Source organism: Pradoshia sp. Z5_111, assembly GCF_058267535.1.
In genome coordinates this window covers 61,887-77,871 of sequence record NZ_JBZCPQ010000005.1, presented here as the reverse complement: position 1 = coordinate 77,871, position 15,985 = coordinate 61,887, and the positions used below count along the sequence as shown (strand labels likewise).

General features: G+C 38.4%; 15 protein-coding genes. 1 reads left to right on the top strand and 14 read right to left on the bottom strand.

Annotated features, from left to right (window positions below; genetic code table 11):
* Window positions 1–133: 133 nt before the first annotated feature.
* On the bottom strand, window positions 134–1,231 hold the full coding sequence (gene bcd / locus AC4D4A_RS11845) for a branched-chain amino acid dehydrogenase (RefSeq protein WP_490996092.1): 1,098 nt from the start codon (window positions 1,229–1,231) through the stop codon (window positions 134–136).
* Between the two features lie 319 nt (window positions 1,232–1,550).
* Entirely contained in the window at window positions 1,551–3,614 is a 2,064-nt protein-coding gene (locus AC4D4A_RS11840; RefSeq protein WP_490996321.1) for a sigma-54 interaction domain-containing protein, read from the bottom strand.
* Between the two features lie 148 nt (window positions 3,615–3,762).
* Here AC4D4A_RS11840 and AC4D4A_RS11835 point away from each other — a divergent pair, with 148 nt between their 5' ends.
* Window positions 3,763–4,011, top strand: a complete 249-nt coding sequence (locus AC4D4A_RS11835) for a DUF2627 domain-containing protein (RefSeq protein WP_490996091.1) — start codon at window positions 3,763–3,765, stop codon at window positions 4,009–4,011.
* Window positions 4,012–4,720: 709 nt separating this feature from the next.
* Here AC4D4A_RS11835 and AC4D4A_RS11830 read toward each other — a convergent pair.
* The 12 genes from AC4D4A_RS11830 to AC4D4A_RS11775 all read right to left on the bottom strand — a co-directional run bounded on the left by AC4D4A_RS11830 (window position 4,721) and on the right by AC4D4A_RS11775 (window position 15,566).
* Window positions 4,721–5,023, bottom strand: a complete 303-nt coding sequence (locus tag AC4D4A_RS11830; RefSeq protein WP_490996090.1) for a hypothetical protein — start codon at window positions 5,021–5,023, stop codon at window positions 4,721–4,723.
* Window positions 5,023–5,253: a helix-turn-helix transcriptional regulator gene (locus AC4D4A_RS11825; RefSeq protein ID WP_490996089.1), complete on the bottom strand. Its 231-nt coding sequence runs from the start codon at window positions 5,251–5,253 to the stop codon at window positions 5,023–5,025. Before AC4D4A_RS11825 ends, AC4D4A_RS11830 begins: the two co-directional genes overlap by 1 nt.
* Before the next feature lie 243 nt (window positions 5,254–5,496).
* Window positions 5,497–5,685: a hypothetical protein gene (locus AC4D4A_RS11820; RefSeq protein WP_490996088.1), complete on the bottom strand. Its 189-nt coding sequence runs from the start codon at window positions 5,683–5,685 to the stop codon at window positions 5,497–5,499.
* A 213-nt stretch (window positions 5,686–5,898) separates the two neighbouring features.
* Window positions 5,899–6,132 carry a hypothetical protein gene (locus AC4D4A_RS11815; protein ID WP_490996087.1) on the bottom strand — a complete coding sequence of 78 codons (234 nt, stop codon included), beginning with the start codon at window positions 6,130–6,132 and terminating at the stop codon, window positions 5,899–5,901.
* Window positions 6,133–6,199: 67 nt separating this feature from the next.
* A complete protein-coding gene (locus AC4D4A_RS11810; RefSeq protein WP_490996086.1) occupies window positions 6,200–6,925 on the bottom strand; it encodes a glycerophosphodiester phosphodiesterase in 726 nt (241 codons plus the stop codon).
* Window positions 6,926–7,376: 451 nt separating this feature from the next.
* Window positions 7,377–8,168: a sporulation transcription factor Spo0A gene (gene spo0A, locus AC4D4A_RS11805; protein WP_490996085.1), complete on the bottom strand. Its 792-nt coding sequence runs from the start codon at window positions 8,166–8,168 to the stop codon at window positions 7,377–7,379.
* A gap of 249 nt (window positions 8,169–8,417) precedes the next feature.
* On the bottom strand, window positions 8,418–9,704 hold the full coding sequence (spoIVB, locus tag AC4D4A_RS11800) for a SpoIVB peptidase (protein WP_490996084.1): 1,287 nt from the start codon (window positions 9,702–9,704) through the stop codon (window positions 8,418–8,420).
* A gap of 182 nt (window positions 9,705–9,886) precedes the next feature.
* Window positions 9,887–11,599, bottom strand: a complete 1,713-nt coding sequence (recN, locus tag AC4D4A_RS11795) for a DNA repair protein RecN (protein ID WP_490996083.1) — start codon at window positions 11,597–11,599, stop codon at window positions 9,887–9,889.
* A 17-nt stretch (window positions 11,600–11,616) separates the two neighbouring features.
* Window positions 11,617–12,066: a transcriptional regulator AhrC/ArgR gene (gene ahrC, locus AC4D4A_RS11790; RefSeq protein ID WP_066104923.1), complete on the bottom strand. Its 450-nt coding sequence runs from the start codon at window positions 12,064–12,066 to the stop codon at window positions 11,617–11,619.
* Between the two features lie 145 nt (window positions 12,067–12,211).
* A complete protein-coding gene (locus tag AC4D4A_RS11785; RefSeq protein WP_490996082.1) occupies window positions 12,212–13,048 on the bottom strand; it encodes a TlyA family RNA methyltransferase in 837 nt (278 codons plus the stop codon).
* Between the two features lie 2 nt (window positions 13,049–13,050).
* Window positions 13,051–14,946, bottom strand: a complete 1,896-nt coding sequence (gene dxs / locus AC4D4A_RS11780; protein WP_490996081.1) for a 1-deoxy-D-xylulose-5-phosphate synthase — start codon at window positions 14,944–14,946, stop codon at window positions 13,051–13,053.
* 5 nt (window positions 14,947–14,951) lie between these two features.
* Window positions 14,952–15,566 (bottom strand): hypothetical protein, encoded by a 615-nt coding sequence (locus tag AC4D4A_RS11775; protein WP_490996080.1) that lies wholly within the window; start codon window positions 15,564–15,566, stop codon window positions 14,952–14,954.
* Between the last annotated feature and the right edge of the window lie 419 nt (window positions 15,567–15,985).

Here is a 15,985-nt window from a genome sequence, read left to right as displayed (position 1 = left end):
TTACCACATGGTCAGAGGTTATTAAGTTAAACCGCATTCAGCAGCCGAATACAACCTACACATTTAGGTGCCTAATTAGTGAACAAGAGTCCGCAAGTTTACACGTATACGGACTCTTCATTCACAGGTTACTTTAACGGCGACGATTTAGTATATGGCGGCCGTTTAATAAAAACTGGCTTCTGGATTGTTTTAATTGTTCAATTCTCTCCTCAGCCATACGATCCGCTGCAACATAGGTCGGAATGCCGTCTCTTTTAGCAATCTCAATCACTCGTTCAATATTGCTATATATACCCTCTACTTTTTTCAATGCCCGGTCCTTGTTATAGCCATATAATTCATCTGCGACATTAATAACCCCGCCGGCATTAATCACATAATCAGGTGCGTAAATGATACCCATTTCATGAATGGCATCTCCATGACGAGTTTCCTTTAATTGATTATTAGCTGCACCCGCAATTACTCTTGCTTTGATTCGCGTAATAGTTTCATCATTTATAGTTGCACCGAGTGCACAAGGTGCATAGATATCACAATCGACACTATATATATCTTCAGGATCCACTGCTTTTGCTCCAAAGTCCTCCACAGCACGATTCACAGATTCTTTATTAATATCTGTCACTATTAATTGTGCACCCTCTTCATGCAGATGCTTACAAAGATTATAGGCTACGTTTCCCACTCCTTGGATAGCGATTACCTTTCCTTCCAGTGAATCTGTTCCAAATGCTTCTTTTGCTGCTGCCTTCATTCCTCTGTATACGCCAAATGCAGTGACAGGGGATGGATTGCCTGATGAACCAAAAGCAGGTGAAATACCCGTTACATAGTCCGTTTCTTCATGGATAATGTCCATATCAGCCACTGTCGTTCCTACATCCTCAGCTGTAATATATCTTCCATTCAACCCTTGAATATAACGACCAAATGCACGGAACATTTCTTCATTTTTATCTTTACGTGGGTCACCGATAATAACGGTTTTACCTCCGCCAAGATTCAGGCCGGCAGCTGCATTTTTATACGTCATTCCCTTCGCTAATCGAAGAGCGTCCTCTATTGCAGCATCCTCTGTATCATATGTCCACATTCTTGTGCCGCCAAGCGCAGGTCCGAGAGTTGTATCATGTATAGCAATAATAGCTTTTAAACCAGATTGTTTATCCTGTACAAACAGCAATTGTTCATAATCATATTGCTCCATATATTTAAAAATTTCCATTTTTTCATTTCCCCTCTCTATCTTCGGTCCAACCTTTACTTTTAACTGATATTTTCACATTTCAAGATTATTTGGATATTTAGGGTGTAAATTCTAAATCGGACTTGAACTTGCCTCCTCTGTAGACTTGTTAAGAACAGCACAGTTGCTGTAAAACTCAAGCCATATCATCTTGGCCCTTGTTTTGGACCACCCATAGTCTTATAGATGCAAGAATCGTGCCAACATGAATTTTGTTGAATAACTAACCTTTTTAGAAGAATCCTTTTTTCATCGAACCTGCAAAAATTTGCACACATGAAAAATTCAGCATGCAAATTTATTCAAGTCTAAACTTTTGCAATTTATAATAAAAATTACGAATCGATAAACCCAGATCACGGCTGGCAGCAGTTTTATTCCCATTATGCTTTTCTAAGGAACGCATAATAATACTTTTCTCCACTTCATCTAATTGATCTGCTAAGCTTTGTTTATCATTTAAGGTAGGCCTTTTTTCGATTGTATGGTTAGGAGAACCCTCTGCAGCTTTCAATAATTTTTCAGGTAAATGCTTCTTTTGTATAATTTTTTCATGCTGATCCATAAAAATTATGGCTCTCCCTAATATATTCTCTATTTCCCTGACATTTCCAGTCCAATCGTATTCTTGAAGCATGATGAGTGCCTCACCGCTTATATCCTCAATACTACGGCCATACTCCAAATTTAACTTTTTGATTAAGTGGACGCATAATGGAGGAATATCTTCCTTACGTTCCCTTAATGGCTCAATATATATAGGCATTCTATTAATTCGATAATATAAATCTTCTCTAAAGTTTCCATTTGCAATCGCTTTCTCGAGATTGACATTGGTCGCTGTTATGACACGCACATTAATGGAAATAGGCTTAGTTCCTCCTACACGAACTATTTCATTCTCCTGCAAAACGCGAAGAAGCTTCGCCTGCATATTTTGAGAAAGCTCCCCAATTTCATCAAGAAATATGCTGCCATTATTGGCTTCTTCAAACAGTCCGCGTTTACCGCCTCGCTTTGCACCCGAAAAAGCTCCATCTTCATAACCAAATAACTCACTCTCCAAAAGCGACTCCGAAATCGCTGCGCAATTCACGCGAATGAATTTATTATATTTTCGATCACTGGCATTATGGATTGCATGGGCGAATAGTTCCTTACCTGTACCTGATTCACCCCTCAATAATACGGTAACTGGCGTACGGGCACATAAACGCGCCTGCTCTATTGCCAATTTCATCTCTTTAGATTGGCCAATAATATCGTCAAATGTATATTTGGCTTCTAGATTACGAATGATCTGTCTCGCCCTTTTCAGTTCCTGTGTTAGGCTTTGTATTTCGGAAAGGTCATGAATAACGCCAACGCTTCCCTTCAAATGACCATTCACCATAATCGGTGCTACATTAACCACCACATCCCGGTTCGAAGCCCCTACCTTCATTCGTACGCCGCGGACAGGTTTTTTTGTTTTCAAAACCTGCATATGCATACTTTTACCTTCAGTAATATCTGCCGTAGCCGGCTTCCCCAGAACGTCCTCTTCGGTCAACCCGGTAATTCTGGTATAAGCAGGATTAATTAAGAGTCCATTCCCATCCTCATCCACTACAGTTATGGCATCTTCACTCGAATGAATAATGGCTTCGAGCATGTTTTGAATATGCTTTAAATTTGTAATTTCCTCTGCTAAGCTTGTAAATTCCGTGATTCCTTTAAAAACGGCCAAAGCTCCCAGTAAACCGCCTTCTTCATTCTTGATAGGCATTCTGGTTGTTACCACATCTAAATTTTTATCCAAATGAGCCCGTTGATTGCTCTCCGTTTTTCCTGTTTTGAGGATTTCAGGAAGACGGGATGCAGGAATAACTTTATGTATGTGCTGACCGATTGCTCGTTCCCTGGCAACACTGATAATCGTTGCTGCAGCCTGATTAAAAAAGATGATGTTCTCTTCTGTATCAATAAGTACCATCCCATTATCGGTCGCATTCAAAACTAATTCATGTAAATATGCCTCTTCTTTGGACTTCCTAATTAAACTTTCTTTCTCTTGAATCAGATTGGCTAACAGAAAGGCAATCTGCCCGTGAACCAAAAGAGTGTTATTACTTTTATGGCGAGCTATATCCTGGTAAACTCGCTCATCCCCTGTCACTTCAAAAATGATATCCGAGCCATCATTGATAAAATCTACCCAGTCACTGCCTGTTTTTATATGATTTTGTTCAGCTAATTGAAGTCCCGCTGCATTCGAATGACGATCCACCACTCCTATGACCTGATAGTCCTTTGCCTCAAGCAAAATTTTTAAAATGGATAGTCCTCCAGTGCCCGCCCCAATAATCACAACTGTTTGCAGGGCAATCTCCTCCTTTTGAAGTGAGGGTACAGAATAGTGCAAATTTTTTCATTGTTTCCTCTATCATAAGTTATTTGAATAAACTTGACAAATTTTCTATATTTTATAAAGTTGAAGATAGAAATACACTTAATCAGGACGTGATGAATTGCAACGGATAATTGCCTTTGCGCTTTTATTGATTCCAGGACTTCTAACCGCCCTCGGAATTAAATGGATGAGAGACATGATTTTTGGCAGACTCAACCCAATGCTACCTGCCCTTTGGGTACAATTTTTATTAGGTTTAGTATTATTTATTGGCGGACTTTCTTTTATTGCCGGATTCGTGTTTTATCGCGATCGAAAACGTAATAAAGTTCAAGATCGATTTAATGAGAAACCTGTACGTAAATGAATCTCAGGTGATCATAACAGGCATATCATCATTAGGTTTTTAAGGGTGCCAATAGACGTAACAAATTAAAGACCAAATCCTATAGTGATTTGGTCTTTAATCATGACATCCTCTTAAAAGCGCTGGTTATTTAAGTTAATCGCTATAATGGGATAAATATGCATTAAAAATGAAATACGCAGAAGTAAGGAATAGATGTATTCGTGTGGATGTAACGGAATGACAAAAACACAGCTAAATGACGTATGTGTTGTTACTAATGACTAAAAAAGCGGCTGGGACATAACTTATAATCAATGCAGAAAGACAAACGATATCTGTTTCTGTTGCTTGTTAAAGAGTTAAGTTGGAGAAAAAAGTCCGTTCCATTGTACAGCCACTCGCTTTCCGCAGGGAGGAAGCTGAGCCTCCTCGGCTACGCCTGCGGGGGTCTCAGCCTTTCCTCTGCTTCCCGCAGGAGTCGGTGGCTTCCGCTCCATTCCACTAGATATGAATAATGGTATGCAGCATGAACCTATCTATTGAAAACAAATAAAACCCAAACTAGCCGGCGAATATCCAATTAAAGTATCACCTAATAGTTCGGAATTATCGTCAACTGAAATACTTATGTCCAAGCCTCCATATTGAACAAACTTTCCAATTAATTCAATGAAATGTAAAACAACTTTATTTAATGTTGAGCTTTCAGAAAATCAAATGTTACACTTTATGAAATCCTTTTCAATTTATATAAACTAACAGCGTGAACAATATAGGTTCCAGTTAATATGAACCATATAGCCATTTTGTAACCATCAAAAGAAAATGGTGTTATATATTCATCAATTAAAAAAATAAAGAACCATCCTAATATGAATAGCGGGAAAGCAATTGAGTAAGATGTGTTTAATATACCTTTCCCTCTCTCATCCTTACTTTCTTCTCCAAATTGGAATTTCACACTAAAGATTACAGAACCAAAAAAGACTAATATATACGCGATTATAGCGATAAGCAGAAACACCGCCATTATAACCCCTCCCCTTTTTTTCTATACTGGAATACTTCATTAATCCCAACATTAAAAGCTTCTGCAATATCAAAGGCTAGCACTAATGACGGGGTGTAGTTACCTTTTTCTATCGAAATAATTGTCTGTCTACTTACCCCTACGCTTTTAGCTAAATCCTGTTGAGTCATTTTTCTTTCGGCTCTTAGAATACGAATTCGATTTAATAATAAATATCCCTCTCCTCCCACACAAGCCCTCCTTTGTAAATATATGTTAAGTTAATTGTAAAACTAATTTTACTAAAAGTAAAGTTTGTTTTACAATTTAGTTTAAAATTGATAATCTTCTTCCGCTAGTCTAATCGTTAACTGAAGAAGTATATGTGAAAAATACAACATTATATACGAACAAAGCCTTTTAGAAATATGAAAAAAGCGAACCATTTAGATTCACTTTTTATGGCACATACCCGTTTTTGTTATTAAAGACGTTTAATCTCCTCCACCACCACCGCCATCGAAACTTCCTCCGCTATAGTCAGAGGAATGATCATCACGATCAGAATCAAAAAATGCCCAAAATCCAGACGAAGGCGCATCATCTGAAGTTTTTGAACTTGCTACCTTTGTTTTAGGCTTTTTAGGTATAGGTCCTCTTCCTCTACAATATTCGTTTTCCATTTTTAGAATACCTTTTTTTCATACTAAAAAACGAACGTATACAATACGTTCGTCTGTTATAAATGCTATTCACGAAACACGATTCCAAGCTCAACTATATCACGATTTGAAAGGCTCCAACCGAAAGATACTTATAGCTATATCCTACTTTAGTTGATCTATTTATGTACTCTCATATATCTTATTTTAAACCAAAGGCTGCCCATCTAAGATCTACTTATATGATTTACCTTCTTGCAAGTACTTTTGGTAGGCCTCTTTTACTTTGTCTTTCTTTGGCTCATCTTGTAAAAGATAATTATGTACCTTAGTTATAAGGTATAAGCTTCTGACAAGACATCCTAATACTATGCCCAAAACAATTATACCGCCATTTAAGTAGCCAAATACCGCAAAGGCAAAATACCCTATAAATATACAGCCTGCGATACAGAGTAACACTATCATTTCATCATCCCCTAATGATTTACATGGATAAATATACCACAAAAAAAATACATAGGCTCAGATGAAATTATTGATATTGGTTCCTAAGCTGAATCGCTTTTTCTGGATCATCCGTAATAAAGGCAGTGCATCCTACCTTAAATAATCGCTTCATATCTGCTTTGCGGTTGACCGTATAAGGCCTGACTGCAATCCCAGCTTTCATAGATTCCTCAATGATTTCATTAGGTGCTGCTTTGTATTTTGGATGAATCCCTTTCGCTTTTATCGAGCTTGCATAAATCCAGGGCATATATAGTCCATCTGAGTATAATGGCGCTGTTTCAATCTCAGGAGCCAATCGATGACAATAGACCATACTATAGTGATTAAACGAGGACAAAACCGTTCTCTCCTCCATGTCATACTCACGAATCATTTCAATCACTTTCTCTTCCATGCCTGGATAAGGAAACACCCCATTTTTTAATTCGATATTCAATAGTAAGTCATTTGTAGCCAACCAATCCATAACTTCCCGAAGAGTTGGTATACTGGCGAATTCCACAGTTTTGGAGTTATTGGCAGCATTGAGCTTTTTAATCTCTGTAAGAGTAAAATCACGAACATTTCCTTCTGAGTCTGTCGTACGGTCAACCGTTTGATCATGGATGACAACAAGCTCACCATCTTCCGTTAATTGTACATCCAATTCAATCCCATCTGCACCTGCATTAAAGGCTTCGATAAAAGAAATCATCGTGTTTTCCGGATACACAGCAGCATATCCTCTATGTCCAAATATTAATGTCAATATTCATACCTCCGTTTTAAAACATATAAAATTTCTATTCCCTATATCATTTTATTTCATGCATCTATTTTATAGGACAGGAATTAGAATGCAAACTAACAAAAAAGGGGGAATAGGAAATTTTCTCTGGAGGTAATTATTAAACAGTATTCCGATAAAGGTAGCTGTACTTTCGTTTTCAATTTCTACAGGATTAGGAAAATCCGTAAGGCATAGGGCTAGGGGAGTCACATGAATTAGGGGTTAAAATGATATTGGATAAACTTTTAAGGCCAATATAGTATTTATAAGGTTGGATAATCAGGAAGAAAAGAAGTACCCATGCAAAATTCATTTCACAGATACCTCTTTAATGAAAATAAACCAAACATTTGGTACATAAGGTTTATTTATTAATTTAATCCTACCACTTAGAGTTAGAACAGACTCTTTAAGTATGCCACTTATATGTTTAAGATGCTTTATGCTCAAGTCGAAGCTTATCTGCGACCATTGCGATAAATTCACTGTTTGTTGGTTTCGCCTTCGTCATACTGACTGTGTAACCAAATAATGAGGAGATGGATTCAATATTTCCTCTGCTCCATGCAACCTCAATTGCATGTCGGATAGCACGTTCTACGCGGCTCGCAGTAGTGTTGAATTTTTTCGCAATATCCGGATAAAGCACTTTAGTAATCGAACCAAGTAGTTCAATGTCGTTATAAACCATAGAAATTGCTTCACGCAAATACATATAGCCTTTAATATGCGCAGGTACCCCAATCTCGTGAATAATGCTCGTTATACTTGCATCTAAGTTTAGAGGCTTAGATTCCGCTGGCTGACGTGGTGTATATGTGCTTGATCTTGCTATACCGGCACCCTTTTCACCTGTTTGTCTAATATGATTAACAAGGTTATCCATATCAAATGGTTTAAGTATAAAATATGACGCTCCCAGTTCAACCGCTTTTTTCGTAACATCTTCCTGGCCAAAAGCAGTTAACATGATGACATTCGGAACACTCGTTCCTTTTTGAGAATCTTTAATTCGCTCCAGAACGGCCAGACCATCCAAATGTGGCATGATAATATCAAGTACTAAAACATCCGGTGTTTGCTGTTCAAGCATGCTTAAGCAATCCTGTCCATTATGGGCAACCCCTATAATCTCCATATCCGGCTGTTCTGATATATACTCTTCCAATAAAGCAACAAGTTCACGATTGTCATCAACGATACATACTTTTATTTTTTTCAACCAGATATCCTCCTCAGAACATTTCCTTTATTTTCTATCATTTCTAATCTTTATTCTAACCGAGATATTCGACATTGCAATATAAAAAGCATTGAAAAAATGAAAAATACTTAAAATTATTAATTAATACAAGTTTTGCTCCTGATTCCTCTTTATTTCGACTGTTTTCGTCTTAACATGCAGATAATATTATACAATTGTCGAAAAATCTCCACGCCAACTACTAATAAAAGGAAAAAGCAGGCTAAATTACCCTGCTTTTTGATCCTTTTGATAGATATTAATACCTGCTTCATTAAGCATCCATTCAATATGAACTCCGTATCCGCTTGTTGGGTCATTAACAAATACATGCGTGACTGCGCCAATAACCTTCCCTTTTTGTATAATTGGACTCCCACTCATTCCTTGCACAATCCCGCCAGTTTTGCTTAATAAATCTTTATCGGTAACCTTTAATACCATTCCTTTAGTTGCCGGAAATTTTTGTGGAATAGTACTGATTATCTCTATATCGAATTTTTCCACCTTATTTCCGTTCACAACTGTATAAATTTCTGCTGGTCCTTCTTCGACTTCATTTGATAAAGCAATTGGCATTGGTGTATCATTCACTCCATTGTCCACTTGCCGATTCAGCCGTCCAAAAATACCGAATGGAGAATTACGGTTTATATTCCCGATTACTTCCCGATCAGCTGCAAAACGAGCCAGCTTTTCTCCCGGATTTCCATTGCTTCCTTTTTCTATCGAGGTAACGGTTGACTTAACAATTTGGCCATCCTTCACTACAATTGGCTTTTTTGTATCCATATCAGAAATAACATGACCTAAAGCCCCATATTTTCTCGTCTGTGGATGGTAAAAGGTCATTGTACCTATACCCGCAGCTGAATCACGAATATACAAACCCAATTTAAATACTTTTTCATTCTTATCCTTTAAAGGAGATAATTGTTTGGTCAATTTTACATTATCGCGAAATATATCTACCTTTAGCGGTTTATTATTCTTCTCAAATTCCTGAACGAAAGGAGCCACATCCTGCATTTTGGTAATTGGTTTCCCGTTTATAGCAGTAATAATATCTCCAACTTGAACTCCTGAGATCTCACCTGGCGAAAGATTGCCTTTCTCGGTTGCTATTTGATGATGGCCTACCACAAGGACACCCAATGTATTCAATTTCACTCCAATGGATTGCCCTCCCGGTATTACCTTAAAATCCTTTAAAACCTCTATATCAACCTTTTTAACAGGAATACCTGCAATATTAAAAACAACTTGGTTATACCCATTTTTTGAGCCCTTAATATTCAGGGCCTTGGAACGATTATCAATTAAAACTCCAGAGTTTGCAGAGACCACTTCTGCGTTAAGGAACTGGCTTTTTTCAAATGACTTATTTTGTCCTTCAAATAAAGTAAGTTTGGTGGGAATTTCAAAATATTTTTGCATTGGGTGGCTAAAAATAACGGCTAACAGCGAAACAAGGAGAAATACACCGAAACATTTTCTTATTGATATCGATTTCATCCATTCACTCTCCTCGTTTCTATGGCTACCCTTATAATTTTGCCGAGAGGGAATGACTTTATAACAAAAGTACAAAATAAAAAGCTACCCATTATGGATAGGAATAACAATGGTAAAATATTTACATAAGATAATTTTAATGCGGAGACAATAGTATTGAAAAAAACTGAGGAGAACGCTCCTCAGTTTGTCTTTATATTGTATTTAATTTGATCTGCCTGATTGAGCATTTCTTTTACATGCTCTTCTGTTAAAGCTGTTAATTCTTTACCGGATATCATTCGACCAATCTCTATTACTCGTTCCTCTTTTTCAAGAGGTTTGACATTCGTTTTTGTACGGCCTTCCGTAATTTCCTTAGAGATAAATAAATGAATATCTGCCATAGCTGCTACCTGCGGCAAGTGACTGATACATAATACCTGCGAGCCTTCCGATACACGGTATATCTTTTCGGCTATTGCCTGTGCAACTCGTCCGCTTACTCCAGTATCTACTTCGTCGAAGATAATCGACGTGATTCCCTGGTGTTGAGAAAAGATATTTTTGATAGCCAGCATAATACGTGAAAGTTCTCCACCGGAGGCAGTTTTGGAAAGCGGCTTTACAGGCTCACCGGGGTTAGCAGAAATATAAAATTCCACCTGATCTATCCCGTTCTCACCAATTAGATTGGATTGATCTTGTCCAGAATGATGGAAATACACTTCAAATACGGCTTTATCCATGTATAGCTCTTTTAGTTCACGGTGGATTGCGTCCGTTAGAAGATGTGCATATTTTTGTCTCAGCTCTGACAGATTTGTGCCCTCTAGGATTACTTCTTTCTCCAATGCCGATAGCTGGCTTTTTAATTTTTCAAGATGTGTTTCGCGATTCAGTATCGTATCAATCTCTTCTTCAATGGTTGCAGCATACTCCAGAATGTCCTTTATCGTCTTACCATATTTCCGCTTCAGATGATTAATTTCATTAAGTCTTGCGTCAATATCATGAAGCCTTTCGGGGTCAAACTCTAATAAATCCAGCTGTGAACGGATCGAGCTTGTTGCATCCTCAAGGATATAAAATGCATTTTTCACTGATTCAGACAAATCTTTATATTGTTCATCAATATGTTCAATCCCTTGTAGGTCTGTCATTGCGTTACCTACCCAATCAAGTCCTCCATTCTCATTATTTAAGGACATATAGGAATTATGCAGACTTTGATGAACCTTTTCAAAGTTACTCAGTTTATGCTTTTCCTCCATTAAACGCTCTTCTTCATCAATCTCCAATTCAGCCTTTTGTATCTCATCAAATTGAAATTGTATTAAATCAAGCCTGTGTGCCATTTTCTGCTCATTTTCACTTAATTTTTTCATTTGCTGACGTGTTTCATTATATTGCTTATAAAGCTTCCGATATTCAGTCAGAGATTGTTTAATATCCTGCTCACCAAATTGATCCAACAAAGGGAGATGAAAATCCGGATCCATTAACTCCTGATGTTCATGTTGCCCATGAATATCAATTAATTTTCTCCCTACCTCTCTTAAGGTTGAGATTGTAACCATTTTCCCATTGATACGGCATACACTTTTTCCTGAGGTATACATATCTCTTCTGATAATAATTATATTTTCTTCAGATTCAATCCCAAATTCTTTTGCTTTCTCTATGGCTGGATGTAATGAATCCGGCAACTGAAACAAACCTTCCAGTTCAGCTTTTTCTTCACCATGTCTTATGAATTCAGACGATCCGCGCCCACCGGCCAATAGCTGTACTGCATCAATAATAATAGATTTACCGGCACCTGTTTCACCAGTAAGTACAGTCAGACCTTTATCGAGAGAGAGCGTTTGCGATTCAATGATGGCGAAATTACGAATGGAGAGTTCCAATAACATCTTTCATCCCAACTTTCTTAAAGCATATCAAGAAAACGCTTTGATATGATTTCAGCATCTTTTTCATCTCTGCAAATAATTAAACACGTATCATCTCCGCAGATCGTTCCGAGGATTTCTTCCCAATCCAAATTGTCCATTAACACACCAATTGCCTGAGCATTACCTGGTAATGTTTTCATGACCAATAGATTGTTGGCTGAATCAATTCGCACAAACGCATCTACCAATGCACGTTTAAGTTTTTGAAAAGGGTTGAAGCGCTGATCTGCTGGCAGGCTGTATTTATAGCGTCCATCCTGCATCGGTACTTTTGCAAGATGCAGTTCTTTAATGTCTCTTGACACAGTCGCTTGCGTAACATTTACCCCTTCCGCTCTTAAAATATCCACTAAATCATCTTGTGTTTCAATATTATTATTTGTAATGATTTCACGTATTTTTATATGTCTTTGACCTTTATTCATCTAGTTTGACACCCCTCAATATAATGCCTTCCATACCTAATGTTAGCGGATTTTGTCACAAAAGTACATGTATTTTATGTATTTTTATGCAAGGATTGCATAAAGAAATAACCCCCATGGCAAAGCCACCGGGGGATTAAACATTTCACTTATCTTCGCCTTTATTCGTTTTTAGCGCTTCGTGTGCCGCTTCAACTACCTGCTCAAGATTCACGACTACATCTTGTCTACAATCGGAACCTTCGCCTGGCCAGTATAAATGGAATAGAAATTCGATATTTCCATCCCCGCCTGTAATGGGGCTAAAAGTAGCTTCTTTTAGTATATAGCCTTCCTGGATAGCAAAGTCTCGAATTTGCTCCACAACTTGAAGATGTACTTTTTTATCACGAATGATTCCTTTTTTCCCAACCTGCTCACGACCAGCTTCAAATTGCGGTTTTACAAGACTTACAACATCGCTTCCAGGTACAAGAATTCGTTTTAAAGCCGGTAAGATAAGCTTCAATGATATAAAAGAAACATCAATTGTAGCAAATTCCGGTAGCCCTTCAGTGAAATCTTCAGGTACTGAATGACGGAAGTTCGTTCTTTCCATCACGACTACCCGCGGATCCTGTCTCAGCTTCCAAGCCAATTGGTTATAACCGACATCAACTGCATATGATTTTTTTGCACCGTTCTGCAGGGCACAGTCTGTGAACCCTCCTGTCGATGACCCAATATCAATCATTAACTTATCCTTAACGGAAATAGTAAATGTCTCCATAGCCTTTTCCAGCTTGTAGCCGCCTCTTGATACATAAGGCATTACTTGCCCTTTTATGGATAGCGGTGCATCGGTTGCTATTTTTTCACCAGCCTTGTCCATTCGCAGGTCGTTTGAATAAACAATGCCAGCCATCACTGCTCTTTTTGCCTTTTCTCTTGTTTCCGCTAATCCACGTTCAACCAATAATACATCTACACGTTCTTTTTTCATATTTAATACGCCTTTTTCGTCACTTTATAGGTCATCTTAGATAATTTTTCTACCACTTGATCTGTTGTTAGGTTAATATCATGGAGCAATTTACCAACGCTGCCATGTTCTATAAATTCATCAGGTATTCCTATTCTTTCGATATAGGCTTTATGGAATCCATTTTCCTCAGCAAATTCGAGTACTGCACTGCCGAAACCACCCTGAAGAACAGCTTCTTCTATTGTTAGGATTGGCAAATTGGCAGACATTAATTCAGCAAGCATTTCATGATCTAAAGGCTTTATAAAACGTGCGTTCACTACCTTCACATGAATATTATCCTTCTGGAGTCTATCAGCTGCTTCCATCGCCATTGGGATAGTCGTGCCGAATGTTAATATGACAGCGTCATTACCTTCACGCAGGACCTCCCAAGTACCAATCGGGATTGTTTTGAGCTCCTCATCCAGCGGAACACCCAAACCATTTCCTCTTGGGAATCGCATAGCAATCGGACCATCATTATATTGAATAGCCGTATTCACCATATGCTGTCCTTCATTTTCATCTTTAGGCATCATAATGACCATATTAGGCATAGGACGCAAGAAGGAAATATCAAATACACCCTGATGGGTTTCTCCATCTGCTCCCACAAGGCCAGCCCGATCAATTCCAATGAAGACATTTAGATTTTGTCGGCATATATCATGGAGCACCTGGTCATAAGCACGTTGCAGGAATGTAGAATAAATCGCTAAGAATGGCTTCATTCCCTGCGTGGCAAGTCCTGCAGCAACAGTAGTCGCATGCTGTTCCGCGATTCCGACATCGAACATTCGGTCAGGGAATTCAGAAGCAAATCCGAGCAGCTTCGAACCTACCGGCATTGCCGGCGTAATCGCTACAATCCGCTCGTCCTCTCTGGCCAATCTTCTAACCGTCTCACTGACAAGTGCACTCCATGCCGGAGGTGCATTCAATTCCTTGATTATATCGCCTGTCTCGATTTTATATGGACCCGTACCATGCCATGTACCAATCGCATCTGTTTCCGCTGGTTTATAACCTTTTCCTTTTTTCGTAATCACATGCAAAAGGACAGGACCTTTTGTTTTTTTAGCATATTTTAGGTTTTCAGACAAATCTTCAAAGTCATGTCCATCAACCGGACCTAAATAAGTAAAGCCCAATTCCTCAAAAAACATTCCGGAAACAACCAGATACTTCAAACTGTCTTTTATACGTTCAGCTGTATTAGCAAGCTTGCCGCCCACAGCCGGTATTTTTTTAAGCAGTTGTTCCAGCTCATCTTTAACATAGTTGTATTTGCCTCCTGTCCGCATTCTTCCGAGAATAGAATGCAGGGCACCTACGTTTGGAGCAATGGACATCTCGTTATCGTTTAGAATAACAATCATATCTTTTTTTTCATGTCCTATATGGTTTAATGCTTCAAGGGCCATACCACCTGTTAAAGCACCATCACCAATAATAGGAATGATAAAACTTTTTTCTTTTTTCAAGTCACGAGCAATCGCCATACCCATTGCAGCTGACAAAGAAGTTGAGCTATGACCTGTCTCCCAAACATCATGCTCACTTTCATTCATCTTTGGAAATCCACACAGCCCTTTGTATTGACGGAGTGTTTCAAACTGACATGCCCGCCCTGTTAATATTTTATGAACATAAGACTGATGACCGACATCCCACAGAAATTTATCCTTTGGGCTATTAAACTCCTTATGTAAGGCGAGCGTTAACTCTACTACACCCAAGTTTGGCCCAATATGCCCGCCAGTAACAGATAGTTGTTTTATTAAAAAATCCCTAATATCCTGTGCCAAAGACTCCAATTCCGCATTGGACATCTTTTTAAGAAAAGATGGGTCTTTTATGGATAGCATATCCATCAGGATCACTCACTTTCATTTCTTTTTCTTTTGAGTCTCTTTCCCTTATTTTCTTTTATTATAACAATTTGGAAATGTTTCTCGAGAATGTACAATAATTTGCCCACTGCAAATATAATATCCTTTGAATATCGAATAGCAAGGGTTTTACCCATTGCTTTACCGCCGACTGTCAGTGCTGCGATTAGACTCGTTAAAATAATCGAACCAACACTTTCAGCTACAGACGCCTCTTCCCAGTTAAAGCTGATTGATAATTGTACAATCACAATCGCAGTTGCTGTTCCACTAACAATACCCGAAATATCCCCGATTACATCATTGCAAAAGCTTGCAAACCGATCGGCATTTCGAATGATCCGAATAGAATGCTTCGCACCATGTACCCGATTGGAGGCCATAGCATGAAATGGAATTTCATCAGCAGCAGTAGATGCAATACCAATCATATCAAAGAAGATACCAATAAGTACAATGCTAAGAACAATCGCCAAGCCACTTATCCAACCAACGCCATTTAAAGCTATGGTAGAAATGACTGTAAATATAGCTGCAAGAAGAAATGTAATAACGGTAATCGTAACTGTCCATCTAGCTGATTCTTTCAGTATTTTTTTCATATATTTATACTCTAACCATCCTATATGCAAAATAAAGCCTGCTATCAGCAAGCTTTTAAGTAAATTTTATAGGAGAGTGGTCATATAGGAAGTTAATTTTACGGCTTAGGTCCAGTAGGATTTCCCAGTCAGTTACCGAATGTCGCCATATCGGCGGTTCCCCTTTAAACCTGACTCAACTGCGTTTCCGTCAATTGGACTGGATTGCCACTTAGTCCGTACCTTAATCCTTCATATATGTCATTGAACAGTCTAGGAGATTTCCCCGACAGCCCTTAACCTATTCTTTAGCCTCTTTTGCAAAGCCGATTTCATGCGATGGCAGTAGATATATCAATGGCCAACTGATGTATATACGCTCCTTTCGCAATCCCCTCAAACTTCACTCAAGGCAGGCTACGCTGCACACAGTTTCCTGT